Below are 26,287 nucleotides of genomic sequence, written 5' to 3'. Positions count from 1 at the left end.
GTTTTCTAACTGTACATATCGGGTCGTGCGCGGGACAAAGGGTTTGTTCGAAGAAAAATCAAGAGATCGAAAAAATCGTATTCATCCCATAGGTGAAGTTGTATTTCCGCGTTATCAATCTCGATCCACGTGATATGTGAGATCGTCGATGAAAAATGCACAAGGCTGTGAGGTGGTCCGTCTGGGTGACCAAACCGACCACGGCGGCGAAGTCGTCGAATGCGCGGACGACCTGACGCACCTCGGTGCCGGCGTGGCGCTGGACGGCCATGGCGTTCGTTGTCCGAAATGTGATGGCTTGTTCCCATTGCTGGCGAGCGGTCCGCGCACGCACCGTGGCCGCCTCGTCGGCTATCGCGGCGATAAAACCGGTTGCGGCGCAATCGTCATTGGCCAGCGAACAACCGGGGCAGAGTAAATGGCGATTTTTACTCAGAGTCGCACGCTGTCCATCGCGGGCGCAGCGCTGCCGACCTACGGCATGGATGCGCTGCCGGTATTCGTTCCGGCGCGATTGCAAGGTACCGAAACTATCGGCCGCCTCGATGAGTGCCGCTACCTCGTCACGCTGCGAACCGACGATGCCTATGCGTTCTCCCCCAGTCGCACGGCCGATCTCGATCTGGACAAGATGGTCGGCACTGAAGTGACGGTGTCGATCCAGATCGAAGGCATAGGCCAGCCCATTCCGGGGCTGGCTGGTGCCGCCGGACTCGGCAACATTGGCGCGGGAACGCGCGAGATAACAGGGCTGGTCGAAGCCGCCCGGATCGCCGGGCAGGATCGCGATTCGATTCTCTATGAACTCGAACTGCGCCCGTGGCTTTATCGCGCGACGCTGACGCAGGATTGCCGCCTGTTTCAGGACATGACCGTCGTTGAAATCACCGACGCGGTGCTCTCGAAATATCCCTATCCCGTCGATCAGCGCCTCGGTGCATTCCGGGGTGTGTACCCGAAACGCGACGTGCAGCGGCAGGCGCTTGAATCGGACTGGGCGTTCCTGCAACGCCTTTGGGAAGAATGGGGAATCTGGTGGTGGATCGAGCACGACGGCGGCCATCATCGTCTGGTTCTGTGCGACTCGATGGGCGGTCATCGTCCGCACGGCGCGGCTTACGAGACGTTGCGCTATCTGCCGCCCGGCGGTCAGCGCATCGACGAGGAACACATTCACACGCTGTCCGTGACCAGCCGCCTCACGCCGGGCCGTGTGAGCGTGACGGATTACGACTACACGCGCCCGCGCGCGAAGCTGGGCGCTACTGTGGAAGACCCTCGCCCGACCGCAAGCGCCGACGGCGAGATTTACGGCTGGGGCGATTACAGTCAGCCGCTCTCGGGCGCGCAAGGATTGACGGGCCAACCGAACGATACGGAGCGGGAGGCGATGCACTTCGCGCGCGTGCAGCTTGAGGCGCAGCGTTGCACGGGGCGGCGCGCGAACGGCAGAGGGAATCTGCGCGGCCTCACGGTCGGGCATACCTTTTCATTGACCGGCTATCCGCAGCAGGCGGCAAATCGTGAATACCTCGTCGTATCGTGCGCGCTCGATATCGAGGAGGTCGCGGGACGCACCAACAGCGCGCAAACCTATCGCGTTGACGCGCAATTCGAACTGTTGCCGACAAACGAACCGTTCCGACTGGAGCGCAGCGTCCGTAAGCCGATCATGAGCGGGCCTGAAAAAGCAACTGTCGTCGGGCCGCCCGGGCAGGAAGTCTGGACGGACCAATACGGCCGGGTGAAAGTGCAATTCGAGTGGGATCGACAGGGGCGGCACGACGAGCATTCGGGTATTTGGCTACGCGTGCTGTCAGCGTGGCAAGGCGTCGACATGGGTGCGACGTTCATCCCGCGCATCGGTCATGAAGTGGCGGTATCGCACTACCACGGCGACCCGGACTTGCCCGTGATTGTCGGCAGCGCAGTCAACGCGTTCCGCCAGCCGGCCCTGCACGTGCCGGACAATCAGGCGGTATCGGTCATTCGCGGCCGGGAATTCCACGGCACCGCATCCGGCCATCTGGCGATCGACGATACGCGGGAGCAAATCCAGACGCAAATTGCCAGCGATGCCGGCACGTCTCTGTTAAGTCTCGGCAACCTTCGTCGCATTACCCGGAAGAAGGGGCGCGCCGATGCGCGCGGCAAAGGCTTCGATCTTCGCACCGACGAGTGGGGCGTGATGCGCGCGCTGAAGGGCCTGTTCATGTTGACGGACGGTCAACCGGGCGGCCCCGGCCACGCGAAGGACGCCAGGGAGGCCATAGGCCGGCTCACGCGAGCGCGCGAACTACAGGAAGGCCTCACGGGCCTGGCGCAACGGCATCAGGCGCAACAGCACGACGCGGACCAGAGCGAGGTCGCCAAGGCAATCGAGGCACGCAATGACGCGATCCGGGGCAATACGCCTGCCGGCCCGGACGATTTCCCGGAATTGACGGAGGCCGACATCGTGCTGGCCGGGCCGGCAGGGATCAGTCTGGCGGCCGAGCGTGGCGTCCATATCGCGAGCGGCGAGGATATCGCTATGACGAGCGCTCGGCATGTCGGCTTGGCAGTCGGCCGTTCGCTGTTCGCGAGCGTGTCGAACGCGTTCTCGCTGTTCGTGCACAAGGCGGGCATGGTGCTGGTGGCCGCAGCAGGGAAAGTGCGTATCGAGGCGCAGACCGATGGCATTGACCTCACCGGGAAGAAGACGGTCAACATCACGAGCACGACCGATAGCATCCACTTGCACGCGGCGAAGGAAATCGTGCTGCATGCCGGCAGTACCGAGGTGCGCATCAGCGAACAGGGGTACGTGGTGCGGACGGCAGGCGAGCATACGATCCATGCGGGCAGTCATCAGACAGACGTCGCGCAGGTGCGGCCGATGCGGCTGCCGGTCACGCCCGACAATCCGGGGCAGTATGCCGCGCACTTTGTGCTGTTGGAGCACGACAGCGGCTTTGCACTGCCGAACCAGCCGTACCGGGTCACGCTCGACAACGGCCGCGTGATAGAGGGGGTGAGCAACGAACTGGGCGAAACGGACGTGGTGACGAGCCATGACATCGCGTTCGGCACGGTGGAACTGCTGGCGGCGAGCGATCCGGACAAGGTGATTGCGGTGAATCGGGCAGCCATCGTGCGCGACAACACGACGCCCTACACCGCCCAAGCGCCGAACGCCGACAAACGCACCGCAACGATCAAGGGCAAGAAGGTCAGCACCCCGGAACAGGGGGCGACGTCCGCGAGTCAGCCGGCCGCGTTCGCGAACTGCGACCCGCTCAACTTCGGGTTGCGCTTCCATCACTTCATCGACGGGGCTAAACAGGACGATACGCATCCGGACATGCCGGTGCGCCGGGATGTTGAGTATCCGGTGACGAAGGCCTATACGGCGGCGATTAAGAAGGCGCTAACCGGGATCGAGTGGGGCAAGTTCAATACGTTGAGTGGCGAGATATCGGACGAGGCAAAGGAAAGTATCGCGCTTGCGGTTGGCAATGTATTGAATACCGCCCTTGCGGCGGGGCCGTTTGGATTGCCGAGAGGTTCTTCAAGTGACCCGATGAAGTCAAATGGCGTGACTCCCAAGATCGATATTGTTAATGCAACGGAAGGTGCTGCCAAATACAACATGCGCCCGGATGTCAGTGCGTCATTTATCGGTAGGTACTGGGCAATAGCTATCCAAGAGAAAGGAATTGCGAAGATCATTGCATCATCGAACAATGCAACCGCCTTGGATGGGACGCTGAAGGCATTCGCGGACATGCTTTATCACGAAGCACGACATTGCCAGCAGGCGTTCTGGATGATGGCGCTATTTAGGCAACATCCAGCCGATTATGCAATGTTTTCCCATGCAACAAAAGTTTACAAGGACAGCACGCGCAAGGATGTCTTCAACGCAGCCCAAAAAACCGTTATCCCAGATGACGCGCGCGTGATGGCGGGGCTGCATCGCATGTTGATATTTCATTATTACTGGATGATTTCGTACATGCAAAATAAACCGGGCGGAGCCTATGTGAAGCCCGACGTGTCGATTGCACAGGCCGAGGCGTGCAAACTGTTGAGAGTGTCGCCAGAAACGGCGGCCAAGATGGTGAGTTTCGAAAAGGGATACCGGAGCCAGTTACATGAAGAAGATGCTTATGCGTGTGCAGAGGTGGTGCAAGCCTATTGGGAGCGCCCTGATCGTGCTTTCGTGCGTAACCCCGGTACATGCACAGGAGGATACGATGCGTCACTTAACGCCATTGGGGGAGGGATTTGAAATGCAGACGACCGACGAAGAGCAGCGCGTCATGCTGCGCGCCATCCTTAAAGCAGCAATGGCGATCCTACGCGATGACGCGCCATACGATCCTGAACATATTGTCTTCGGAACAAATTACACAACGTGGACGCACCCCCCCGCAAAAGGGTTCCTTTATAAATACAAAAATCGTGCGCTGCGGGGTACGAAGATTGAGTTTTCCACTGGCGACGATCCGGAGGATTACAGTGATGATCGCGATAAGGTGAAAGTTGTTCCGGCTGGGGTAAGAATTGTCCTCGACGCAAGGGTCGCCAATCTGCCTGATACGGAAATCAAATCGCTCCTCCAACTAGAGGATTATTGGGTTGACGGGGATGGAAATCGTGAATATGGGAATGAAATAATGGGACGCACCCCCGACGCCCCCAATTTGCAGTCCTTTCGCTACCGCTCAAAAGATATTCCAGGCAGTAAATTTCCGATCGATGTCGATCTTGGCTACATCAATCCGGTGGATGGATCATTTCCGCAGCAACTGTGGATAGTCGAGATACGCCGCACATACGAGATTTTGACGCCAGAAGAACGCGAACAGCACCGGCTAGAAGAGCAGCAGGCGAAGCGCCACAAATACGGGTTGATGAATCTGTGTACGGGGATGCTGTGTCCTGAAACGGGGATCTGGCAGGGATACACGAAGACTTCCAGCTCGGATATTCATATGATCCGAAAGGGACATAAATTTCCCGATGTCCGCACGCTAACCCCTCGGGAGCAGGCGGAGCGAAACCAGTACACGAACTTGTTTGAGCCAGGTCAGTGGATGTGGGTGAAGGAATACGTGGAGCCGGAGTGGATGAAGGAAGGCTGACCTGGAAATTGCAGCATGGGCGGCGGGGCTTCCGACAACGATCTCGCGTTGCCGGACACGCCGCCCGCATCCCGGTGTATCGCTTCTGGCCTTCATGCGACGTGGCAGCGCGCTAAGCGCCACGCCGCCCGTACGCCATCGCCCGTCACCGCTCGATCTGCCGGTTCCACCGCGTATCCCACTGCGCGCGGCGCGCGTTGATCGCCGTCCAGTCGACCACCGTCACCTTGCGAACGAGTTCGTCGACGTTGCCGAGGCTTTGCTGCATCGCGGCAGGCATCTTCGCGAGGCGGTTGGTGGGGATCTGCTTGCCCGCCTCGGCGGCCTTCGTCTGCGCGGGCGCGGACAGCAGGAACTGCGCGAGCTTCTGCGCCAACTGCGGATCCGGATTGTTCGCGACGACGCACAGGTCGACGAGCAGCAGCACCGGGCCTTCCTTCGGGTTCGCATACGCGACCGGAATGCCCTTGTCCTGCAGGTCGCCGACCGCGGTCGGCGTCAGCGGGAAGAGGCCGGCCTCGCCGGTCTGCACCATCTCGGAGATCTTCGCCGAGTTCGGGATGTACTCGACGACATTCGGCCCGACCGTGCTTGCCCACTTGCTGAAGCCGGGCTCGACGTTCTGTTCGCTGCCGCCGAGCAGCCGGTTGATCGCGAGGAAGCCGTGCAGCCCGAACGTGCTGCTCGACGCGGACTGGAACACGACCTTGCCCTTGTATTTCGGGTCGGCGAAATCCATCCACGACGTCGGCGGCGCCCAGCCTTTGTCCGCGAACAGTTTCCTGTTGTACGCGATGCCGGTCATCCCGAGCTGCACGCCCGCGCCGACGTCGTCCTTCATCCGCGCGAACGGATACAGCTCCTTTAGCACCGGCGAATCGTCGAGCTTCTGGCACACGCCGAGGCTGACCGCGCGCGCCATCACGCCGTCGTCGAGGAACGCGACGTGGATCTGCGGCTTGTTGCGGTTCGCGAGCAGCTTCGCGAGCACGTCCGACGACGTGCCGGGCACGACGACCACCTTCACGTTGTTCGCCTTCTCGAACTCGGGCAGCACCTGGCTCGTATAGGCCTTTTCCATCGGCCCGCCGTTCATGCCGACGTAGATCGTCTTCGTTTGCGCGAACGCGGGCGCGGCGGCGCCGGCGACGCAGAGGGCGGCGGCCGCCGCGATCGTTCCGAACAGTTTCACTTGTGGGTCTCCTCTTGACGGAAAGGGGCGATCGGCGTGTGCGGCGCGAAGCGGCCGATCGAGAATGCTTCGAGTGGCGTGGCGGTTTCGCCGGTCGTGACGAGCTCGGCGAGCACCTCGCCGACGCCCGGCGCGAGCAGGAAGCCGCCGCCGGAAAAACCGAACGCATGCAACAGGTTCGGCGTCGTGCGGCTCGCGCCGATGATCGGGTTGTGGTCGGGCGTGCAGCCTTCGACGCCGCTCCACGTGCGGATCAGCAGCGCATCGCGCAGCGCGGGCAGCAGCGCGCACGCGTCGCGCATCACCGCGCGCGTCGTGTCGACCGACGGCTGGCCGAATTCGCCGTCGCCGCGGCCGCGTCCGCCGCCGATCACGCAGTTGCCGCGCGCGACCTGCCGCGCGTACACCCCGCCGCCGTACACGCCGAGGTTGTGCGTGATGAACGGCGGCAGCGGCTCGGTCACCCACATGTTCGGGTAGATCGGCTCCATCGGAGCAGCTTCGCCGAAGCGTTCGGCGATGGTGTTCGCCCAAGCGCCGGCCGAATTGATCAGCCACGTCGCGGTATGCGCGCGCCCGCCCGCCTGCAAGTGAAAGCGCGTGCCGTCGTGGTGAGCCTCGTCGACGGGCGTGTGCTCGAACACGTCCGCGCCCGCCGCGCGGGCCGCGCGCGCGAACGCGGGCGACACGACGCGCGGGTTCGCATGCCCGTCGGTCGCGCACAGCGAGCCGCCGAGCGCCGCGCGGCCGAGCCACGGGTAGCGGCGGCGGAACGCGTCGCCGCGTATCACCTGCAGCGGCAGGCCGTGCTCGCCGGCGAGCGTCGCGTACGCATCGAGCGCATCGAGGTCGGCGTCGCTGCGCGCGAGCCGCAAGTGGCCCGACACGACGAATTCGCCGTCGATGCCGATCAACTCGGGCAGGCGGTCCCAGATACGCCGTGCGCGCAGCGCGAGCGGCAATTGCTCGGCCGGGCGGCCCTGGCAGCGCACGCCGCCGTAGTTCACGCCACTCGCCTGCGCGCCGCAGTCGCGGCGCTCGAACAGCGCGACGCGCAGGCCGCGTTGCGCCAGCGCCAGCGCGGCCGACGCGCCGACGAGGCCGCCGCCGACGATCGCGACGTCGTAATGGCGGCGTTCACTCATCGCGCGCCTCGTCGGGAATCGCCGCAACATCGTCGCCCGCGAGCGCGGCCGAGATCGGGAACGGCTTCACAGGTGGTTGCGCGCGCAACCGGCCGACGTCCGCGAGCGGGCGGCCGGTTTCGGTGGCCAGCACGAGCGCGGTTGCGTCGCCGCACATGCGGCCCTGGCAGCGGCCCATCCCGGCGCGCGTCAGCGCCTTCAGCCGGTTCAGCTCGGTGGCCGCGCCGTCGCGGATGCAGCGCCGCAGCGTGCCCGCGTCGATCTCCTCGCAGCGGCACACGATCGTGTCGTCCGGGCAGCGTGCGGCGAGCTCGGGCGGCGGCGCGAACGCCGCCTCCAGGCCCGCGCGGAATGCGCCGAGCCGGGCGAGCGTGCGGTCCAGCGCGGCCGCGTCGGGTTTGCCGGCCGGCGACGGCGATGACGATGGCGATGACGTTACGATGCCCGCGTCGTCGAGCAGCGCGAGCGCCGCGCGTCGCCCGGACGCCTCGGCCGCATCGGCCCCCGCGATGCCGGCGCCGTCGCCCGCGACGTAGATGCCGCGCACCGACGTGCGGCCGGCCGCGTCACGTTCCGGCAGCCATGCATGGTTGAGCGGATCGAAACGGAACCGGCAGCCGGCGAGATCGGCAAGCTGCGTTTCCGACCGCAGCCCGAAGCCGAGGCCGAGCGCATCGCAGTCGAGCCGGCGCGGTGCATCGTTACCGGCCGAGCGCCACGCGAGCCCGGTGACGTGCCGCTCGCCGAGTACGCGTTCGAGCGTGACACCCGTTTCGATCGCGACGCCGTGCGCGCGCAGCCAGCCGATGTAATAGAGCCCCTTCGCGAAGGTCGTCGGCATGCGCAGCAGCGCCGGTGTCGCGGCCGCCTGCCGGCGCAGCGGGCTCGTGTCGAGCACCGCCGCGACCTGCGCGCCGGCCTTCGCGTACTGGTATGCAACGAGATACAGCAACGGCCCCGTGCCCGCGAACACGATGCGGCTACCGATCGCGCAGCCCTGCGACTTCAGCGCGACCTGCGCGCCGCCGAGCGTATAGACGCCGGCAAGCGTCCAGCCCGGCACCGGCAGCATGCGATCGGTCGCGCCGCTCGCGATGATCAGGTGCGTGAACGGCACGGTCGTTTCGCGGCCGTCCTGCAGCGTGTCGACGCGGCCCGCGCCGCACGCCCAGGCGAGCGTGTTCGGCCGGTAGTCGACCTGCGGCAGCAGCGCGGCCATCGTCCGGTGCACGGCGTCCGCCTTCGCGGCCTCGAAGCCGTACAGCGCGCGCTTGCCACGGGCGAACGCGCCGTCGGCCGGCGGCTGCCGGTAGATCTGTCCGCCCCAGCGCGCGTTCTCGTCGATCACGACGGGGCGCAGCCCCGCGTCGACCAGCGCCTCGGCCGCGCGCACGCCGGCCGGCCCAGCGCCGATGATCACCGGTCGCAGTGCGTCGCTCAAGATGCGTCTCCGGTGATGGCGTGCCGCGCGCCGGTGACGATCCGCATGCCTTCGGCGATCGGCGTCGAGCATGCGCGCACGCGCGCGCCGTCCTCGGTGCGCACCCAGCAGTCCTGGCACGCGCCGATCAGGCAGAAGCCCGCGCGCGGCATGCCGCTGAATTCGCTCACGCGCACGCGGCGCTGCGCGACGAGAATCGCGGTGAGCACGGTGTCGCCCGCAAGCGCCTGCGCGGGGCGGCCGTCGAGCGTGAACGCGATGGCGGCGCGCGCGCGTTCGGCGATACGCACGAATTGCGGGCCGTCGTCGGCGATGTCGGAGGAACGGGAAACGGAAGTCATCGTCAGTGTTGGCCGATCAGGATGCGGTTCAGGCCGTACACGCGATCGAGCAGCAGCATCGCGCCGGCGGTGATGAGGATGACGAGCGCCGATACCGATGCCATCATCGGATCGATCGATTCGGTCGCGTACATGTACATGCGCACCGGCAGCGTGACCGTTTGCGGCGACGTGACGAAGATCGACATCGTCAGTTCGTCGAAGCTGTTGATGAACGCGAGCAGCCAGCCGCCGGTGATGCCGGGCACGATCATCGGCAGCGTGATGCGGCGAAACGTCGTCCATGGATCGGCGCCGAGCGAGCACGCGGCCTGCTCGATGCTGCGGTCGAGGCCCGCGACGGACGCGAGCACGAGCCGCATCACGAACGGCGTGATGACGATCATGTGCGCGAGCACCAGCCACGCGAACGAGCCGGTCGCGCCGATCAGCGCGAAGAAGCGCAGCAGCGCGATGCCGAGCACGAGCCCGGGAATCACGAGCGGCGACAGCAGCAGCCCGTTCAGGAACGCGCGGCCCGGAAACGTCGAGCGGCCGATCGCGAGCCCGGCGGGCAATGCGATCGCGAGCGACAGCGTCGCCGACGCGAACGCGAGCTTCACGCTGTTGGCGAACGCGGTGACGAAGTCGGGATAGTCGAGGATCGCGCGGAACCAGCGCAGCGACAGCCCGTGCGTCGGCAGCGTCAGCGTTTCGTCGGGCGTGAACGCGACGAGCACGACGATCGCGAGCGGCGCGAGCACGAACAGGATCACGAGCGTATGGAACGCAAGGGCGAAGGGGCCGTTCTTGCTCATCGGGAAGCGCCTCCGAGGCTGCGTGCGTAGCGGCGTTCGAGCACGCGGTAGTAGGTGAGCATCACGACCAGGTTCGCGACCAGCAGCAGCACCGCGATGGTCGCGCCGAGCGGCCAGTTCAGCGAGCCGAGGAATTCGTCGTAGACGGCGGTCGCCGCGACTTTCAGGCGACGTCCGCCGAGCAGGCCCGGAATCGCGAATGCGCTCGCCGACAACCCGAACACCATCAGGCTGCCCGACAGCACGCCCGGCATCAGCTGCGGCACCACGATGCGGCGCAGCGTCGTGAATGGCGACGCGCCGAGCGACAGCGCCGCGTGTTCGGTCTGCGGATCGAGCCGCTGCAGCGCGGTCCACACGGGAATCACCATGAACGGCAGCATCACGTGAACGAGTGCGATCACGATCGCGAACGTCGTGTATTCGAGCTTGTACGGCCCGAGGCCCGCGAGCCCGAGCGCCTGGTTCACCAGCCCGCTCGTGTTCAGCAGCATGCTCCAGCCGAACGCGCGCACGACGACCGACACGAGCAGCGGCGCAAGGATCACGAGCAGGAACAGCGAGCGCCACGGGTCGCGCATTTTCGACAGCACGTACGCTTCCGGCGTGCCGATCGCGACGCAGATCGCGGTGGTCAGCGCGGCGATGCCGAACGTGCGCGCGAAGATGGTGTGGAAGTACGACGAGCCGAGCACCTCCGCGTAGTGGCCGAACTGGAACGCGGCGATCGGGCCGGTGGCCGGGTCGAAGCGGTAGAACGTGAGCGCGAAGGTCATCGCGAGCGGCACGAGCACGAGCGCGGCGAACAGCGCGAACGCGGGCGCGCACATCAGCCACAACGGTGCATGGGCGCGCCACGTGGCGCGCGGCACGCGGCCGCCGGCGGCGCGCTGCGGCACCGCATCGCCCGTGGCGGCGGGCGGTGCGAGGCCGGCCGTCGCGCCGTCGGCGGGCAGTGGGCGGGTAGGCTGTCCCATTCAGGCCTCCCGGCGCATCACGCGCACCGCGTCGCTATGCCAGTCGACGCCCACCGGCGCGCCTTCCGCGAGCGGCTCCGCGCCTTCGTTCTGGCAGCACACGAGCACTTCGCCGAGCGCGCTGTCGACGCGGTACAGCCACTGGCTGCCGAGGAAGAAGCGGCTCGTGACGGTCGCGGCGAAGCGGCCCGCGCCGGGCGCGCACAGTCGCAGCTTTTCCGGCCGGATGCAGACCGACACGGCGTCGCCGACACGGATGTCGCGCTCGCGCGCCGGCAGGTGCGCGGTGCGGCCCGTCTCGGCGAGATCGTGGCCGAGGTCGATGCGGATCGCGTCGCCGTCGTGCGCGACGATCGTGCCGGGCAGCAGGTTCGCCTTGCCGATGAACTGCGACACGAAATGGTTCTCGGGACGTTCGTACGCGCGGTACGGCGTGTCCGTCTGCGTGATGCGGCCCGCTTCCATCACGACCACGCGATCGCTGATCGACAGCGCTTCCGACTGATCGTGCGTGACCATGATCGTCGTCGTGCCGATCTTGCGCTGGATCGCGCGCAGTTCGAACTGCATGTCCTCGCGCAGCTTCGCGTCGAGATTCGACATCGGCTCGTCGAGCAGCAGCACCGGCGGCTCGATCACGACCGCGCGCGCGATCGCGACGCGCTGCCGCTGGCCGCCCGACAGTTCGCGCGGGAAGCGGTGCGCAAGCGCATCGAGTCGCACGAGCGCGAGCGCCGCGCGGATGCGCTCGGTGCGCTCCGCCTTGTCGACGCCGCGCATGTCGAGGCCGAAGCCGACGTTCTCCGCGACGCTCATGTGCGGAAACAGCGCATAGCTCTGGAACACGATGCCGAGCCCGCGGCGGTTGGGCTTCATGTGCGTGATGTCCTGCCCGTCGAGCGCGATGCGCCCGCGCGTGACGTCGACGAAGCCGGCGATCATCTGCAGCGTCGTGGTCTTGCCGCAGCCCGACGGCCCGAGGAGCGACACGAATTCGCCTTGTTCGACCGACAGGTTGACGTCGGCGACGGCGGTCAGCTCGCCGAACGATTTCGTCAGATCCGTAAGCGTGAGAAACGACATGGGGAGCTCCGGGTTCGCACACCGTGGCCGGTGCGCCGATGACGCGGACTCTAGCCAGCCATATTTCGGAGCGTCAATTTGGAATTCTGCTCAACGGGAGGAATTTCGAAAAAATTCCGGTGACCGGAATGGAATGTCGAATCACGTCGGAATCGTTCCGATGAATGAAGGGCGGCCGGCCCGCGAAATGCACGCGTCAATCCCGTGCACACCCGGATGCCCGCGCAATTTCGGCGGCACGACAATGGCGGCTACCGTATTCCGTTCAATGAAATCATCGAGGAGAGCCGGCATGCCAGCACCCCAGTCGCCCGGAACGTCGCCGGCCGCACGCGCGCCGCGCCCGGACGGGGACGCCGCCGATCCGGCCGGCGCGCCGGGCACCGGCATGCTGCAGCGTGCGTTCGCGATCCTGCGTGCGCTGGCCGGCATGCAACAGGACGGCGTGCGCGTCACGCACCTGGCGAAGGCCGTCGGCCTCACGCAGGGCACCGCGCACCGGATCCTGCAATCGCTGATCGCCGAAGGGATGGTCGAGCAGGACGAACAGTCGAAGCTGTATCGGCTGAGCGTCGACTTCTTCGCGCTCGCCGCACTGGCCGGCAATCCGAGCAGCATGCGCACGCTGTGCCGGCCCGTGCTGCTGCGGCTGTGCGCGAGTCTCGGCGAGACGATCTTTCTGCTCGTGAAGAGCGGCTTCGACGCGGTGTGTCTCGACCTGTGCGAAGGGCCGTTCCCGATCCGTTCGTTTACCGGCGACATCGGCGGGCGCATCGCGCTCGGCGTCGGGCAGGGCAGCCTCGCGATCCTCGCGTTCCTGCCGGAGGCCGAGCGCGAGGAAGTGATTCGCTTCAACGTGCCGCGCGTCCGTGGCTACGGCGTGCTCGACGAGGTGTACCTGCGCACCGAGATCGAACGCGTGCGGCAGCTCGGCTACGCGGGCCGCAACAGCGGCGTGCTCGACGGAATGGCCGGCGTCGCGGTGCCGATCCTCGACCGCACTGGGTATCCGGTCGGCGCGCTGAGCGTCGGCACGCTGGCGTCGCGCCTCGGCGACGACCGGATGCCGATGGTCGTCGAACTGCTCAGGCGCCAGGCCGATGCGATCGGCCCGCGCACGAATCCGTTCGACGCCGCGTTGCGGCGGCCGATGCACGGGTTGGCCGGGAAAACCGTATAGACGCGTCGCGCGTCGCCGGTTCGTCGGCTCGCTGACGCGGGCTCTTCACGTCTGACGAACGCGCGCATTGCCCGGCGGACCTGCGCGCTTTCGTTTTACCGCCGAACCGCAGCGACACGCGCGACATCAATTTCGACACGCGGTACGCCGCACGGGCTGAAATCATCGAAGCGTGCGCTGGCGATGCCGACGGCCGGCTCCAATCATGCCAGCGCCGCTTCGCCAAGACGAAACTGCGCGACGGCATCGCTGAGCCGCGTGCTCTGATCCTCGAGCGACAACGCCGCGGCGGCGGCTTCCTCGACCAGCGCGGCGTTGCGCTGCATCGTCTGCTCCATCTGGATGACGGCGGCATTCACCTGCTCGATGCCGGAAGTCTGCTCGTCGAATGCGATGCTGGTCTCGCCCATGATCGCGTTGACGCGCTCGACCGCGGTGACGAGTTCGGTCATCGCCGTACCGGCGAGCGCGACGAGGCCGCTGCCGTCCTCCACGCGCTGCGTCGAGTTGCCGATGAGCTCGCGGATTTCCTTCGCCGCCGATGCACAACGCTGCGCGAGGCCGCGCACCTCGGTTGCGACGACCGCGAAGCCGCGCCCCTGCTCGCCCGCGCGCGCCGCCTCGACCGCTGCGTTCAGTGCGAGGATGTTGGTCTGGAACGCGATGCTCTCGATCACGCCGACGATGCCGGAGATCCGCGCGGAGCTGTGCGAAATCGCGGACATCGTTTCGACCACGCGCTGCATCGCGTCGCCGCCGCGCGCAGCGATGCCGGCCGCGCCTTGCGCGTAAGTGCGTGCGTCGCGCGCGTTGTCCGCGTTCTGGCGCACGGTCGCGGTCAACTGCTCCACGCTCGCCGCCGCCTGTTGCAGCGACACGGCCTGCTGCTCCGTGCGCGCGGACAGGTCGACGTTGCCGCTCGCGATCGTGCGGACATCGCCGACGATCGTCTCCGTGCTCGTGCGTACCTGGGTCACGGTTTCGACGAGGCCGTCCTGCATCCGCTTCAACGCATTCAGCAGATACGCCATTTCGTTCTTGCCGGGAATGACGACCGTGCCGGTCAGGTCGCCTTTCGAGATCCTGTCGAAGTGATCGACGGCGAGATGGATCGGCGCGATGATCGCCTTCGCGAGCACGCGCTGCGCGAGGACGCCGACGATCAGCGCGAACAGCGCGACCGCCGCCATCGCCCATACGATCCGGTGGAAGCGCGCGCCGGCTGCGTCGTAACGTGCCTTCTGGCGCGCGACCTGGAACGCTTCGAGCGCGTCGATCGCATCCTGGTAGGCGGTGAACAGCGCCGGCTGCGCGGTGCGGTGCGTGTCGAGAAAGTCGAATGCGTTGTCGTGGTCGAGTTGCGACATCGCCTTAAGGAACACCTGGTCGAGCAGCGTGCGGCGACGCGTTTGCAGCGTGTCGAACAGGGTTTGCTCGTCGGCGTCGCGTGCGTGCAGGCGCGTGTAGGCGTCGAGTTCGTCGTTGCTCTGCTTCAGCAGCGTGTGGAGTTGCGCGATTTCCGCCTTCGCGGGCTGGCCGGCGCTGATGATCTGCGCGACGTCGCTCACGCGTTCGCGCAGCACGAGCATGCGCTCCGAGCTGGTTTTCAGGTGCAGCAGCGACGCGGTGTCGTCGCGGTACATCGCTTCGAGCGAGCCGTTGCCGGCATACAGCGCGGCGATGCATGCGCCGACGACCAGGACGAGCAGCGCCGTATAGCCGGCGATGGTCGCGACGAGTCCGCCGCGGATGGTGAGTTTTCGCATGACGTTCCCTTGCCGGCGGCACGAAGGCGGCGACGGCGGATGTGGATTCCGGAGCACGAACGACGACGGGCGCCGCGTCGCGATGCGGGGCGCCGGGATTGCGAACGAGTTAACGGCGGCGATCAGCGGAAGTTTTTATCCGAACGCGACGCGAACCCGACGGAATGCGACAGAACGGGGAGCCGGCATGCGTTGGCGCGGCGGACAGTGTGCTGAATGTCGAAGGGGGGACCGCACGCGTGGGCAGCCGCATCGGTGTCGATCGCGGCTGCCGCACCCGCGTTGCCGTCAGCCTCCGGTCCGGAACCCCAACGCCGCGGCCTTCGCGCGCAGGTCGGAGAACCGGTCGGCGGCGGGATTGGCCGCCATTTGCGACGGATCGATGCCCGACACCGAGCTGGACGGCGAAGGCGCGGTGGCCCCCGGACACGTTCCGCCGAACGGCCCTTGCGCGACCGTGAACGCCGGTGCGTCGGTACGCGCCGCGCCGGTGAGATCGAGCGCGTAGGCGAGATTGAAGGTCGCCGGATCGCTGCCGCGCACGCCGAGCGGCTTCAACCCGAAGCGCCATTGCAGCAGCGCGTGAATCGAGCTCGGGTCGAACGGGTAGCGCGTGACCGTGCCGGCACGCACGCGCGGGCCGAGCAGCGCAAGCGGCACGCGAAAGCCGAGCTTGCCGTCGTTGCCGGCCGCGTGCTCGTTGTTGCTGATCGGCCGGATCGGCGGCACGACATGCTCGAGAAAGCCGCCCCATTCGTCGTAGACGATGATCATCAGCGTGCGGCTCCACGTCGGGCTCGTGCGCAGCGCGTCATACACCTGGTTGAGAAATGCCTGCCCGTTGCGGATGTCCGCGTGCGGGTGATCGTCGGCGGACGTACCCGCCTGCTCGCCGGAGAATACAGGATCGACCATGCAGAACGGCGGCAGCGTGCCTGCCGCCGCATTCGACAGGAACTCCGAAAACGGACGCGAGATGCCGAGATAGCGCGTGCCGTAAAGCGCGGTGAATGGCACGTCGTGGTAGTAGTAGTTGCAACCGACCTTGGCGTCGCTCAGGTTGTCCCAGATCGTGCGCAGCGACGAGTTGTCGACGCTGTCGGTGAGGCGGTCGGCGGCGCCGCTATGCAGATAGAGGCGATTCGGGACCGTGTTGGTCAGGATGCCGGTGAAGTAGAAGTCGCCGATGGTGTAATTGCTCGCCACCGCGTTGAAGAACGGCAGATCTGCCGCCGTGTAGAAGCCGATCGGCAGCAGGTCGCCCCGGGTCTGGCTCGTGCCTGGCGTAAGGAGAAAGCCGTTCATCGCCCCCGAGGCCAGCTGCGTGCGTCCGCCCTCGTAGCTGTGGTTCGGGTCGTGGTACGCGCACGCCTGATAGCCGTATGCGGGATTGGCCGACAGTAAAAACGGTGCGTTGGTTCCGCCGAACGCGTCCTTGTATTGCCGGTTCGCGGGCATGCCTTCGGCGCCGGGCACCCAGCCCAGGTAGTGATCGAACGAGCGATTTTCCATCGTGACCAGCACGATGTGATCGATGCCCGAACTCGCCGGGTCGGGCAACTTCGGCCGTGGCAGGCTGTAGCGATCGCCGGCATTCGGCGAAGGCGTGTCGCCGATCGACGGCGCGGGCGCGTTGCCGTCCGGTGAATTGATGTCTCCATCTCCGCCGCCTCCGCAACCCGGCAATGCGACACTGCCGGCCACTGCTGCAACACCGGCCAGAAAACGGCGGCGGTTGTAGCGGCGATATGCATTCGACTCGTCCATGACAACGTCTCCTTCGTTATTGGATGCGGCGCTGGCCAGCCGATCACGCATCGCCGCCGCGAAGCGACGCGCACTCGCCGTGCGGAAAGCGCGAGCGGACGGAAGGCGCAACCTTCATGCCTGCGGGGAGCGTTCGATGCGGGCGGCCGCCGATGCCGTTGCACGTTCGGCGCACGCTCGGCCGTCGGGCTGGCCCGCTTGCATGTTTGGGCCGCTACTGCGTGTTCGGCGCAGTGCACCATTGGACGTTTCGTGCGCAACGAGGTCGTAGTCGGACGATTGAACGGCGCCAATACACAGGTCGTTGGTCAAAAGGAATCGACGATTGATGCATTGCGAGAAGGCGCGCCGTCAGCTTCTGGCGCCATGTCGCGTGCGAACGCGCGGTTGACAGTTGCTGCCGGATTGCGGAGAGTTTCGACGTCGTTGCGCGTGCGCAAGCACGGCGGCCGGCTCCGTGCGTGTGCAACGAGCAAGACGATCGCGCGCACCCGGCTGCCGCGCCGCGCCGAACCGAAATCGCGGCACTGTCGATGCCGATGGTTGACCATCGGCGGACATGCTAGGATTTCCGACAAACAACTTCGGAGACTGCCATGCCGTTCATCTGCGAGAACGTTGAATGCCGTGCCGTGCTGGCTCGAGGGCAAGTCAGGTCCCGTGAGGAGGACGCGGGCTGGTGCTTCTACTGCCCGGACTGCAACGCGAGGAACGAGTTGAAGAATATCGGCGCGGCCGACGGCCCTGTCGAGCTGGTTCAGCCGGAGCGATCCGGTCTTCCGCACAAGGTCGTCGCGACGGCTCGGCCACTGGAAGACGGCAGATACGCGGCGCAGTTGCGCGTTCAGCGGGCGCTCGCGGTGAAAGGAACCTACGCGGCCGAAGAGCAGTGGGAGGAACTCGGCGTGTTCCCCGACCCGCAAGAGGCCGTCGCGCATGCGAGGTCCTTCGCAACGGATCTGCTTGAACCCACGACGTAATCGCCAATACCGTCAGTTGTGCTGCGGGTAGTGCCACCGCACTCGCGCGGTGCACTATTCGGGCGAAATGAAACCGCGTCCGTGGAGCGCCGCACTGTCGTGCGGCTCTGGGCGTCATGACAGTTGTCCGAAACGAAGAAGGGGCGTCGTGCACTCGAGCACGACGCCCCTTTGCATTTCCCGCTCGCATCCATCAGTTGTAGATATCGAACGAAGTCGGTGAGTCAGCGCACGGCGCCGGTCACGCACGCCATGCTGCGCCGGTAGCCGGCGGGCGAGAACATGGCGTTCAACGCGGCCGTCGACGCAATCACGCCGATGTGCAGCCACCACGCGATCGCGAAGCCACCGCCCGCGTCGCGCAGCCAGCCGATCAACCACGGGCTCGCGGCGACGATCAGGAAGCCGACGCCCTGCACGAACGCGGCGAGCGCACCCGCGAGCCGCGCGTCGGGCAGATGGTCGAGCGTGACGATCAGGCTCATCGAGAAGAAGCCGCCGAGCCCGAGGCCGACGCTCGTGACCCACAGCCACGGCGCGAACGCGGGCATCGTCGCGAAGCCGACGAAGCCGGCCGTCTGCAACGCGAGCGTGAGCCACAGCACCGCGCGGCGATCGTGCGAACGTTTCGCGAGCAGCGGCATCGCGAGCGCGCCGATCGCCTGGAACAGCGCCATCCACGCGAGCAGGTTGCCGCTCGCCTGCGGGCTCATGCCGACGCTGCGGTAGAACGCCGGCAACCACGCGACGAGGCTCGCATAGCCGCTGTTGCTGAGGCCGAAGAACAGTGCGAGCTGCCACGCGCGCGGAATCCGTGCGAACGCAGCGACGGGCGCCGATGCGGTCGTGGCGTGCACCGCTTCACGCGGCGCCTTCGCGCGCCACAGCGCGAGCGTGACGAGCGCGGGCACGGCCCACACGGCGAGCGACAGATGCCAGCCGCCGTGCGCGGCGAGCCATGGGCTCGCGATCGCGCCGAACGCACCGCCGCCGACCAGCGCGGCCGAATAGAGCCCCATCGCGAGCGGCAGCCGATCGACGAACCAGTGCTTGGCGAGGCCGGGTGCGAGCGACTGGATCACCGCGACGCCCGCGCCCGCGACGATCGCGGTGACCACCAGCCCGGTGCTGCCGCCGGTCCACAGGCGCGCGGTGCAACCCGCGGCGATCAGCGCCAGCGCGACGGTCAACGCGCGCTGCTCGCCGACGCGCCGCGCGAGCCCGACGCCGATGCCGGCGACGACGCCCATCAGCACGAATGGCAGCGTGGTCAGCAGCGCGGCCGCGCGGAAGCCGAGGCCGGTGTTGGCGCGCACGAGGTCGAGCACCGGGCCGAACGCGGTCAGGAACGGACGCAGGTTGAGGCCGGCCAGCACCAGCAGTGCGAGCGCGCCGTAGGATACGGAAGCCGCGTGCGGGCGGGGAACGGCTTGCGCGGTGGCGGTGCCGGGGTCGATCATCGAGATGCTCCAGAACGGGCCGGTGGCCCAGTGATGCGATGCCGAAAGGGTAAAGGCGCGCCTGGCCCGCGGAAAATTAAATATTCGACTGGGCGTCAGTGCGGATCGTGATGGCAGGGCACGGCGCGGCGTGACGGGGCCCGGCCGCCGTTGCACGGGCGGCGCGGCGGGTTCGGTGCGATTCCGGGTGCACCTTCGAAGCGCCGCTACACAGCCGTTGCGTGCGGGTCGCGGGCCTGTTCACGGGCGGCGACGAGCGTCCGGATCCGCGCGCGATCGGCCGGCGTCGCGGGCGTGAAGACCACGAGGCTCAGATCCGGGCGGCCGGTCACCGAGAACGCCGAGTATTCGAGTGCGATCGGGCCGGCTTGGGGATGACGAATCTCCTTCGTCCCTTCGTCCTGCGAATGGATGTCGTGGCTGCGCCACATCGCATCGAACTCCGCACTCGCCACGCGCATCTCGTCGACGAATGCCTGTACGACCTGCGTCGCGCCGCCGCGCGCGATGTCGGCACGAAACGCGCCCACCGCGAATCGCGCGACGCGTTCCCAGTTCGGCTGTGCGTAACGCACCGCGGCATCGATGAAGATCAGCCGCAGGATGTTGCGCGCGGGCGGCGGCAGCGTTGCGTAGTCGGTCAGCGTCGCGGCGGCCGCGTCGTTCCACGCGACGACGTCCCACGTCGCCGTGCGCAGGATCGCGGGGCTGGCGTCGAACGAATCGAGCACGTGCTGCAGGCGTGGCGTCACGTCGCGGCTCGCGTGATAGCGCACCTCGGGCGGATGACCGAGGCCGATCAGGAACAGGTGCTCGCGTTCGGCGTCGTTCAGCAGCAGCGCGCGGGCGAGCCGGTCGAGCACGTCCGCCGACGGTGCACCGCCGCGCCCTTGTTCGAGCCACGTGTACCAGGCGGCGCTCACGTGCGCGCGCTGCGCGACTTCCTCGCGGCGCAGGCCCGGCGTGCGGCGGCGCGCGACGGGCAGCCCGAGCGCGGCCGGATCGAGTTTCTCGCGGCGGTCCCGAAGGTACGCGCCGAGCAGGTTGTCGGATGCGTCAGCCATAGCCTGTTAGTTCGTTTACCGGTAAACCGTCACGTCTTCACCGTGCGCGACGCTCGACGGATAGTAAGCCTCTCATTCATCCGGAGGTGTTGAACATGCGTGTCTTTGTTACGGGAGCGTCGGGTTTCGTCGGCTCCGCGGTCGTCGCCGAACTCGTGGCCGCCGGGCATTCCGTGCTCGGCCTCGCGCGTTCCGACGCGGCCGCTGCATCGGTCGCCGCCTTGGGCGCGGACGTGCATCGCGGGTCGCTGGAGGATATCGACAGCCTCACGCGCGGCGCGCAGGGCGTCGATGCGGTGATCCACACGGGATTCAATCACGACTTTTCGCGCTTCGCGGAAAACTGCGAACTCGACCGCCGCGCGATCGAAACGATCGGCGCGGCGCTCGCCGGCTCGACGCGGCCGCTGATCGTCACGTCGGGCCTCGCGCTTGTCGCGCCGGGCCGCGCGGCGACCGAGGACGATCCGCACGTGCCGGTATCGGCCGGCTATCCGCGAGCGTCCGAAGCCACCGCGGCCGCGCTGGCCGCGCGCGGCGTGTGCGCGTCGGTCGTGCGCCTGCCGCCGTCCGTGCATGGCGACGGCGATCACGGCTTCGTGCCGCGCCTGATCGCGTTCGCGCGGGAGAAGGGCGCATCGGCGTATCTCGGCGACGGCGGCAACCGCTGGCCGGCCGTGCACCGGCTCGACGCGGCGCGCGTGTACCGGCTCGCTATCGAACGCGGCGCGCCCGGCGCGCGCTATCACGCGGTCGACGATACGGGCGTGCCGTTCCGCGACATCGCGGAAGTGATCGGCCGCCGGCTGAACGTGCCGGTCGTGCCGAAATCGGCCGCGCAAGCCGGCGAGCATTTCGGCTGGTTCGCGATGTTCGCGGGAATGGATGCGCCCGCAACCAGCGAGCGCACGCGCGCATGGCTCGACTGGGCGCCGACGCAGGTGGGGTTGCTGGCCGACATCGACCGGCCGCGGTATTTCGAAACCTGACGCGCGCCCGCCGCCGTTCATTCGACCGGGTGCAGATCCTGCAGCAGCGTCGGCACGAGCTCCGACACGGTCGGGTGGATGTGCATCGCGCGGCTGATCGTCGTGTACGGCGCGCCGGCGGCCATCACGTCGAGCAGCGCGTGCACGACCTCGTCGCCCGTCACGCCGAGGATCGACGCGCCGAGAATCGCATGGCTGTCCGCGTCGACGATTACCTTCATGAAACCCTGGCTCTCGCCTTTTTCGACCGCGCGGCCGACGCGCGTCATCGGCCGCGTGCCGACCAGCAGCCGACGGCCGGTCTGCTTTGCTTCCGCGAGCGTCATGCCGACGCGGCCGAGCGGTGGGTCGACGTACATCGCGTACGCGGCGATGCGGTCGGACACCTTGCGCGGATCGCCGTCGAGCAGGTTCGCCGCGACGATCTCGTAGTCGTTGTACGCGGTGTGCGTGAACGCGCCGCGCCCGTTGCAGTCGCCGAGCGCCCAGATGCCGGGCACGTTGGTGCGCAGTTGGTCGTCGACCGTGATGTAGCCGTGCGAGTCGGTCGCGACGCCGGCCTGTTCCAGGCCGAGATCGTCGGTGTTCGGCACGCGGCCGACCGCGAGCAGCAGGTGCGAGCCCGCGACCTCGCGGCCGCCGCCCGCACAGTCGAGGCCGACCACGACGCCGTCGCCGTCGCGTCGCGCATTCAGGCAATTCGCGTCGAGCTGCACGTCGATGCCTTCGTTCTCGAGAATCTCGCGCACGGCCTGCGATACGTCCTCGTCCTCGCGATGGACCAGGCGCGAGCCTTTCTCGACGATCGTGACCTTCGCGCCGAAACGGCGGTACATCTGGCCGAATTCGAGCCCGACGTAGCTGCCGCCGACGATCACGAGATGCTCGGGCAGGAAGTCGACGTCCATCATCGTCGAGTTGGTCAGGTACGGCACCGAGTCGAGGCCCGGCATCTGCGGGATCTGCGCGCGCCCGCCGACGTTGATGAAGATGCGCTCGGCCTCGAGCAGCGCGTCGCCCACGCGCACCGCATCGGGGCGCTCGAAGCGGGCATGACCCTGAAACACGGTCGTGTTGTCGAGCCCGCGCACCCATTGCTCGACGCCGTGGTTCGAGCGGCCGGAGATCCGGTCCTTGCGCGCCTTCACGGCCTTCATGTCGACGCTGACGGGGCCGACCGACACGCCGTATTCTTCCGCGCGCCGCGCGAGTTGTGCGGCGTACGCGCTCGCGATCAGCGTCTTGGTCGGAATGCAGCCGGTGTTCACGCAGGTGCCGCCGAAGCGGCCGCGCTCGACGATCGCGACTTTCATGCCGGCGCCGGCGAGCCGCGCCGCGAGCGGCGGCCCGGCTTGCCCGGTGCCGATGACGATCGCGTCGAATTGTTGCGTCATGACGTCCTCCTGCGCGGGTTCAACGTGGGAAGGGAGGCGCGCAAGCCGCATGCCGCGCCGGCGCGTGCCCGAACGGCGACGAGCGCCTATGGTAGACCGGTTGGCGCGGGCAGGCGAGTCGTACGGATGCACGCGAGGCGGAACAGGGTTCATGCACGGTGGGGATGGCGCCGGCCCGCGATGTGTCCCTGCATTGCATGGCGGCGCGCGGGTGCTTTCGGCGGCCCGCGAAGCGTGCCAGAATCAGCGACTTCACCGTCGGGAGTCGACACGATCCGACACGCAGGCGCCGGCGCTTCGGCGTCGCTGATCAAGGAGACTTCGATGACTGCACCGGCTGCCGTACTCGCCATTCTGGCCGCGCTGTGGCTCGGCGCGATGATTCCGGGCCCGAGTTTCGTGCTGGTCGCCCGCAATTCGATCGGGCTGTCGCGCCGCGACGGGCTCGCTACCGCGCTCGGCATGGGCGTCGGCGGGATCGCGTTCGGCGGCGTCGCGCTGGCCGGGCTTTACACGCTGCTGCAGACGGTCGAATGGCTGTATGTGGGGCTCAAGGTGGCGGGCGGCGCGTACCTGATCTACATGGCGTCGAAGATCTGGCGCGGCGCCGAGCGGCCGATCGCGATGGACGATCCGCAAGCCATGCTCGCCGGCAGCGCGCGCAAATCGTTCTGGATCGGCCTCACGACCCAGCTGAGCAATCCGAAGACGGCGATCTGGTATGGCAGCATCTTCGCGGCGCTGTTGCCGCAGCATCCGCCGCTGTGGTGCTACCTGGCGCTGCCGCCGCTCGTGTTCGGCGTCGAGTGCGGCTGGTACACGATCGTCGCGCTGTGCTTCTCGACCCGCCGGCCGCGCGAGCTTTACCTGCGCGCGAAGAAGTGGGTCGACCGCGTCGCGGCCGGCGCGATCACGCTGCTTGGGCTGCGGCTGATCCTGAACGCGCCGAAGGCCGGGATCTGACGACGGGCGGTGTCGCCGGGGCGCACCGCCGTTTTCATTCCTGTCGAGCATGCCGCCACGGCCGTTCATGCCGGCGGGCGATTGGGCAGCCGTCCAACCGACACGCGCAAGCGCGCGTCACGCCGCCGGAAACCGCTCGATCAGCGCCGCGAACCGCGCTTCATCCGGAAACGCCGTCACTTCATACCGCACCGGCCGGTGCGCAGTGGCAGTCATCAGGTCGCCGCACGCGTCACGCAGCGCGGCCATCGGCACGTGGGCCGATTGCCGCGTCGCTTCCCGGTACAGCACGACGATGTCCGTCGCGGGCAGCAGCGTCGGCACGCCGTCGCTCCACACGCCGACGCTGAACAGCTCGCCGTTCTGCCGCCGGTACACGGTGTAGGTCGCGACGAAGATGTCGGTGCCGTCGCGCTTGTGCAGGTCGTCGAGCAGCGCCCGCTGATCCTGGTAGTCGCCGGCGAGTTCGTCCACGCGCAGCGCATGCAGCTTCGCTTCCAGTCCTTGCGGAACGAAATTCCGCCACGCGGCGCCGTCCCAGCGCAGCATCAGCGACGGCAGCGGGCGCGGCTGCGCGCGCGCCTGTTCGGCGAGTTCGACCATCGTCGCGAGCCCGGCCGCATTGCGGTCGCCGGTGAGCAGCAGCACCGTCCGGTTCGGCGCCATCACCACCGGCGCGCCGGAGATCGGCTGGCGGTGCAGCAGGTCTGTCAGCAGCAGGCGCGCCGCGTCGTAGTAGTCGCCGAACTGCGACAGGAACACGCCGTCGCGCAACGCGGCCCACGGTGCCGACGACATGCCGCGCAGGTTGTCGATCGCGACGTCGCATGCGTCGTCGAAGGTGACGCCCCATTCGGCGAGCCGCGCGGTCGTCAGCCGCGCGACGCTGAATTCGCCGTCGTACGCGATGCCGATCTCGAGGTTCTCGCACAGCGGCCGGAACGCGACTTCCGACGCGCCGGGCTGCCCGGCGAGCTGCAGCGCGACCGCGCCGCGCTCGGTCGCGCTGCGGATCACGGGGCGCAGCCGCGGGCGGACGTCCGCGAAGTTCGACGGGATCTCGTGCTGCATCATCGCGTTCGCCTGGCGCTTGAGCGTCGCTTCGCGCTCGGCCGGCTTCGCGCCCGCGTAGTCGCGGAACAGGTTGTGCAGGTTGATGATGTTCGACGGGACATCCGCTTGCACGAGACGGCCCTTGTCGTCCTCGTGAAGCCACTCGCGCGTGTCGCCGGTCGCCCGCAGCGCGGCGATCAGGCGTTCGGCGAAGTCCTGCCGGGTCGGCGGTTTGCTGAAACGCTCGCGCAGGCGCGCGACGAAGTCTGAAAGCATCGTGAGCGGTCGGGCGGGCCCGTCTGTTATCGGTTCTGTTGTCATGGGCGGCGGCACCCGTGTCGCCGGGGCGCCGACTGCGGCCCGCGGATATCGGCCGGATATCCGTCACGCGTCCGGCGGCCCGCGCGCCGGGCGCGTGGCGGCGCGGGCCCGCGGCGGGCGCGATCGCGCGGCGGGTGTCGCGATGGTACCGCACCTGCGTGGCGAAATAGTAGGCGGGTGAACAGCGGCGCCCGCCGGGCCGGGCGGTGCAGTCGCGCGCACGGTGGTGGCCGAAGGCGGCAAGGCGGTGTTGCGGGACGTCAATGAGGATGCCGGCGCGAGGCTTGCGGACGAACTCGGCTGGCGGCCGGGCACGCCGCCAGGACCGCGCCGGCTGTCCGCCATCCCGACGATCGGCCCGCGAGCCTTGTGCGGCGGGCGTTCGCGCCGGTTGCGCGGCATTCCGCGCCGGGGCGCTTCCCCGATTCCGGCAGCCGACCTGCCGCCGACGTGTAAACTGCTGCCTTTTTTGACGGTTTGCAGCATGGTGCACGCTCCTCCGCGCCCGGCACTGAGCGGCCCGACGCTCGTCCGGCTGCTCGCGCGCCTGACCGATGCCGACGTCGCGGAATCCCGGCAGGCGCTGTCTGACCGCCTGAGCCAGTGGCTCGGCTGGACCGACGCGATCACGCTGTCGTCCGCGCTGAATGCGACCCCGCCCGGCGTCGCGGCCGGCGTGCGCGGTTACGACGCCGAGCGCGACGGCGCGCGCGTGCGCCACGACCTCGCGCAGGCGATCACGGCCGCCCACCGTCCGCGCACGCGGCGTCGCCCCGGCGAGATGCCGCCGCCGTCCGCCGACACGGCCGATTTCGCGGACTTCCGCCAGAGCTGTTTGTCCCTGCAGCAGGAGATGGAGACCGCGATCGGCCAGTTGCGCGGCCGCCTGCGGGTCGCGCTCGCCGCGCACTCGTCCGGGATGGCGCGGCTCGCGGCGCTCGACGCGATCATGGAGCGCGTGCTCGGCGCGCGCGAGCGCAGCCTGCTGTCCGCCGTGCCCGCGCTGCTCGGCACGCGCTTCGAGCGGCTGCGCGACGCGGAACGGCAGGCGCTGGCCGATGCGCAAGCGGCAGCCGATGCCGGCGTCGACGGCGACGCGCCGTGCGCCGCGGCGATCGTGCCCGGCACGTGGCTCGAGACGTTCCGCGACGAGATGCGAAGCATCCTGCTCGCCGAACTCGAAGTCCGGTTTCAAACGGTAGACGGGCTGCTTGCAGCCCTTCGTACCTGCTAATCCTTAGGGTC

21 protein-coding genes are annotated in these 26,287 nt (G+C 67.6%); 8 read left to right on the top strand and 13 right to left on the bottom strand.

Annotation, left to right across the window (positions count from 1 at the left end; genetic code table 11):
* Window positions 1-148 precede the first annotated feature (148 nt).
* From SB786_RS03980 to SB786_RS03970, 3 genes are read left to right on the top strand one after another with little or no spacing between them, the layout of a single operon-like run.
* Window positions 149-418: a PAAR domain-containing protein gene (locus tag SB786_RS03980; RefSeq protein ID WP_410726295.1), complete on the top strand. Its 270-nt coding sequence runs from the start codon at window positions 149-151 to the stop codon at window positions 416-418.
* Complete coding sequence (locus SB786_RS03975) at window positions 419-4,273, top strand: type VI secretion system Vgr family protein (protein WP_410726294.1); 3,855 nt, start codon at window positions 419-421, stop codon at window positions 4,271-4,273.
* Window position 4,274: 1 nt separating this feature from the next.
* Window positions 4,275-5,129, top strand: coding sequence for a hypothetical protein (locus SB786_RS03970; protein ID WP_410726293.1), 855 nt, complete (start codon window positions 4,275-4,277; stop codon window positions 5,127-5,129).
* A 145-nt stretch (window positions 5,130-5,274) separates the two neighbouring features.
* Here the strand turns inward: SB786_RS03970 and SB786_RS03965 are convergent, their stop codons facing one another.
* The 7 genes from SB786_RS03965 to SB786_RS03935 are packed head-to-tail and all read right to left on the bottom strand — an operon-like array spanning window position 5,275 to window position 12,105.
* Complete coding sequence (locus SB786_RS03965) at window positions 5,275-6,321, bottom strand: ABC transporter substrate-binding protein (RefSeq protein WP_410726292.1); 1,047 nt, start codon at window positions 6,319-6,321, stop codon at window positions 5,275-5,277.
* Complete coding sequence (locus tag SB786_RS03960) at window positions 6,318-7,466, bottom strand: NAD(P)/FAD-dependent oxidoreductase (protein WP_410726291.1); 1,149 nt, start codon at window positions 7,464-7,466, stop codon at window positions 6,318-6,320. Before SB786_RS03960 ends, SB786_RS03965 begins: the two co-directional genes overlap by 4 nt.
* A complete protein-coding gene (locus tag SB786_RS03955) occupies window positions 7,459-8,907 on the bottom strand; it encodes an FAD-dependent oxidoreductase (RefSeq protein WP_410726290.1) in 1,449 nt (482 codons plus the stop codon). Before SB786_RS03955 ends, SB786_RS03960 begins: the two co-directional genes overlap by 8 nt.
* Window positions 8,904-9,248 (bottom strand): (2Fe-2S)-binding protein, encoded by a 345-nt coding sequence (locus SB786_RS03950; protein ID WP_410726289.1) that lies wholly within the window; start codon window positions 9,246-9,248, stop codon window positions 8,904-8,906. The genes SB786_RS03955 and SB786_RS03950 overlap by 4 nt, the downstream gene beginning before the upstream one ends.
* Window positions 9,249-9,250: 2 nt before the next feature.
* Window positions 9,251-10,045: an ABC transporter permease gene (locus tag SB786_RS03945; RefSeq protein ID WP_410726288.1), complete on the bottom strand. Its 795-nt coding sequence runs from the start codon at window positions 10,043-10,045 to the stop codon at window positions 9,251-9,253.
* Entirely contained in the window at window positions 10,042-11,022 is a 981-nt protein-coding gene (locus SB786_RS03940) for an ABC transporter permease (protein WP_410726287.1), read from the bottom strand. Before SB786_RS03940 ends, SB786_RS03945 begins: the two co-directional genes overlap by 4 nt.
* Entirely contained in the window at window positions 11,023-12,105 is a 1,083-nt protein-coding gene (locus SB786_RS03935; protein ID WP_410726286.1) for an ABC transporter ATP-binding protein, read from the bottom strand.
* 292 nt (window positions 12,106-12,397) lie between these two features.
* On the opposite strand from SB786_RS03935, the gene SB786_RS03930 reads away from it, so the two are divergent.
* On the top strand, window positions 12,398-13,285 hold the full coding sequence (locus SB786_RS03930) for an IclR family transcriptional regulator (protein WP_410726285.1): 888 nt from the start codon (window positions 12,398-12,400) through the stop codon (window positions 13,283-13,285).
* 203 nt (window positions 13,286-13,488) lie between these two features.
* On the opposite strand, the gene SB786_RS03925 is transcribed toward SB786_RS03930, so the two are convergent.
* Window positions 13,489-15,051, bottom strand: a complete 1,563-nt coding sequence (locus SB786_RS03925) for a methyl-accepting chemotaxis protein (RefSeq protein ID WP_410726284.1) — start codon at window positions 15,049-15,051, stop codon at window positions 13,489-13,491.
* A gap of 288 nt (window positions 15,052-15,339) precedes the next feature.
* Window positions 15,340-16,818 (bottom strand): alkaline phosphatase family protein, encoded by a 1,479-nt coding sequence (locus SB786_RS03920; RefSeq protein ID WP_410726283.1) that lies wholly within the window; start codon window positions 16,816-16,818, stop codon window positions 15,340-15,342.
* A 596-nt stretch (window positions 16,819-17,414) separates the two neighbouring features.
* Between SB786_RS03920 and SB786_RS03915 the strand changes: the two genes are divergently transcribed.
* On the top strand, window positions 17,415-17,798 hold the full coding sequence (locus SB786_RS03915; RefSeq protein ID WP_006759611.1) for a hypothetical protein: 384 nt from the start codon (window positions 17,415-17,417) through the stop codon (window positions 17,796-17,798).
* Window positions 17,799-18,022: 224 nt separating this feature from the next.
* On the opposite strand, the gene SB786_RS03910 is transcribed toward SB786_RS03915, so the two are convergent.
* Both SB786_RS03910 and SB786_RS03905 read right to left on the bottom strand, forming a co-directional pair.
* Window positions 18,023-19,258 (bottom strand): cyanate transporter, encoded by a 1,236-nt coding sequence (locus SB786_RS03910; protein ID WP_410726282.1) that lies wholly within the window; start codon window positions 19,256-19,258, stop codon window positions 18,023-18,025.
* A 206-nt stretch (window positions 19,259-19,464) separates the two neighbouring features.
* Window positions 19,465-20,322 carry a helix-turn-helix transcriptional regulator gene (locus SB786_RS03905; protein WP_410726281.1) on the bottom strand — a complete coding sequence of 286 codons (858 nt, stop codon included), beginning with the start codon at window positions 20,320-20,322 and terminating at the stop codon, window positions 19,465-19,467.
* Between the two features lie 95 nt (window positions 20,323-20,417).
* Between SB786_RS03905 and SB786_RS03900 the strand changes: the two genes are divergently transcribed.
* Complete coding sequence (locus SB786_RS03900) at window positions 20,418-21,311, top strand: SDR family oxidoreductase (protein WP_410726280.1); 894 nt, start codon at window positions 20,418-20,420, stop codon at window positions 21,309-21,311.
* Window positions 21,312-21,328: 17 nt separating this feature from the next.
* Here SB786_RS03900 and SB786_RS03895 read toward each other — a convergent pair whose 3' ends face one another.
* Complete coding sequence (locus tag SB786_RS03895) at window positions 21,329-22,705, bottom strand: FAD-containing oxidoreductase (RefSeq protein ID WP_410726279.1); 1,377 nt, start codon at window positions 22,703-22,705, stop codon at window positions 21,329-21,331.
* Between the two features lie 324 nt (window positions 22,706-23,029).
* On the opposite strand from SB786_RS03895, the gene SB786_RS03890 reads away from it, so the two are divergent.
* The gene (locus SB786_RS03890) at window positions 23,030-23,668 is read left to right on the top strand and encodes a LysE family translocator (protein ID WP_410726278.1); all 639 of its coding nucleotides are present in this window, start codon (window positions 23,030-23,032) and stop codon (window positions 23,666-23,668) included.
* A 117-nt stretch (window positions 23,669-23,785) separates the two neighbouring features.
* On the opposite strand, the gene SB786_RS03885 is transcribed toward SB786_RS03890, so the two are convergent.
* Entirely contained in the window at window positions 23,786-24,997 is a 1,212-nt protein-coding gene (locus tag SB786_RS03885) for a hypothetical protein (protein ID WP_410726277.1), read from the bottom strand.
* A gap of 529 nt (window positions 24,998-25,526) precedes the next feature.
* Between SB786_RS03885 and SB786_RS03880 the strand changes: the two genes are divergently transcribed.
* Window positions 25,527-26,276 (top strand): DUF3348 domain-containing protein, encoded by a 750-nt coding sequence (locus SB786_RS03880; protein WP_410726276.1) that lies wholly within the window; start codon window positions 25,527-25,529, stop codon window positions 26,274-26,276.
* Window positions 26,277-26,287: the final 11 nt, after the last annotated feature.

The sequence above is a fragment of the Burkholderia sp. SIMBA_062 genome (assembly GCF_046534765.1).
GTDB classification, from domain to species: Bacteria; Pseudomonadota; Gammaproteobacteria; order Burkholderiales; family Burkholderiaceae; genus Burkholderia; species Burkholderia ambifaria.
The sequence above is the reverse complement of the archived record's forward strand: the minus strand, read 5'-3'. Positions and strand labels throughout refer to the sequence as shown.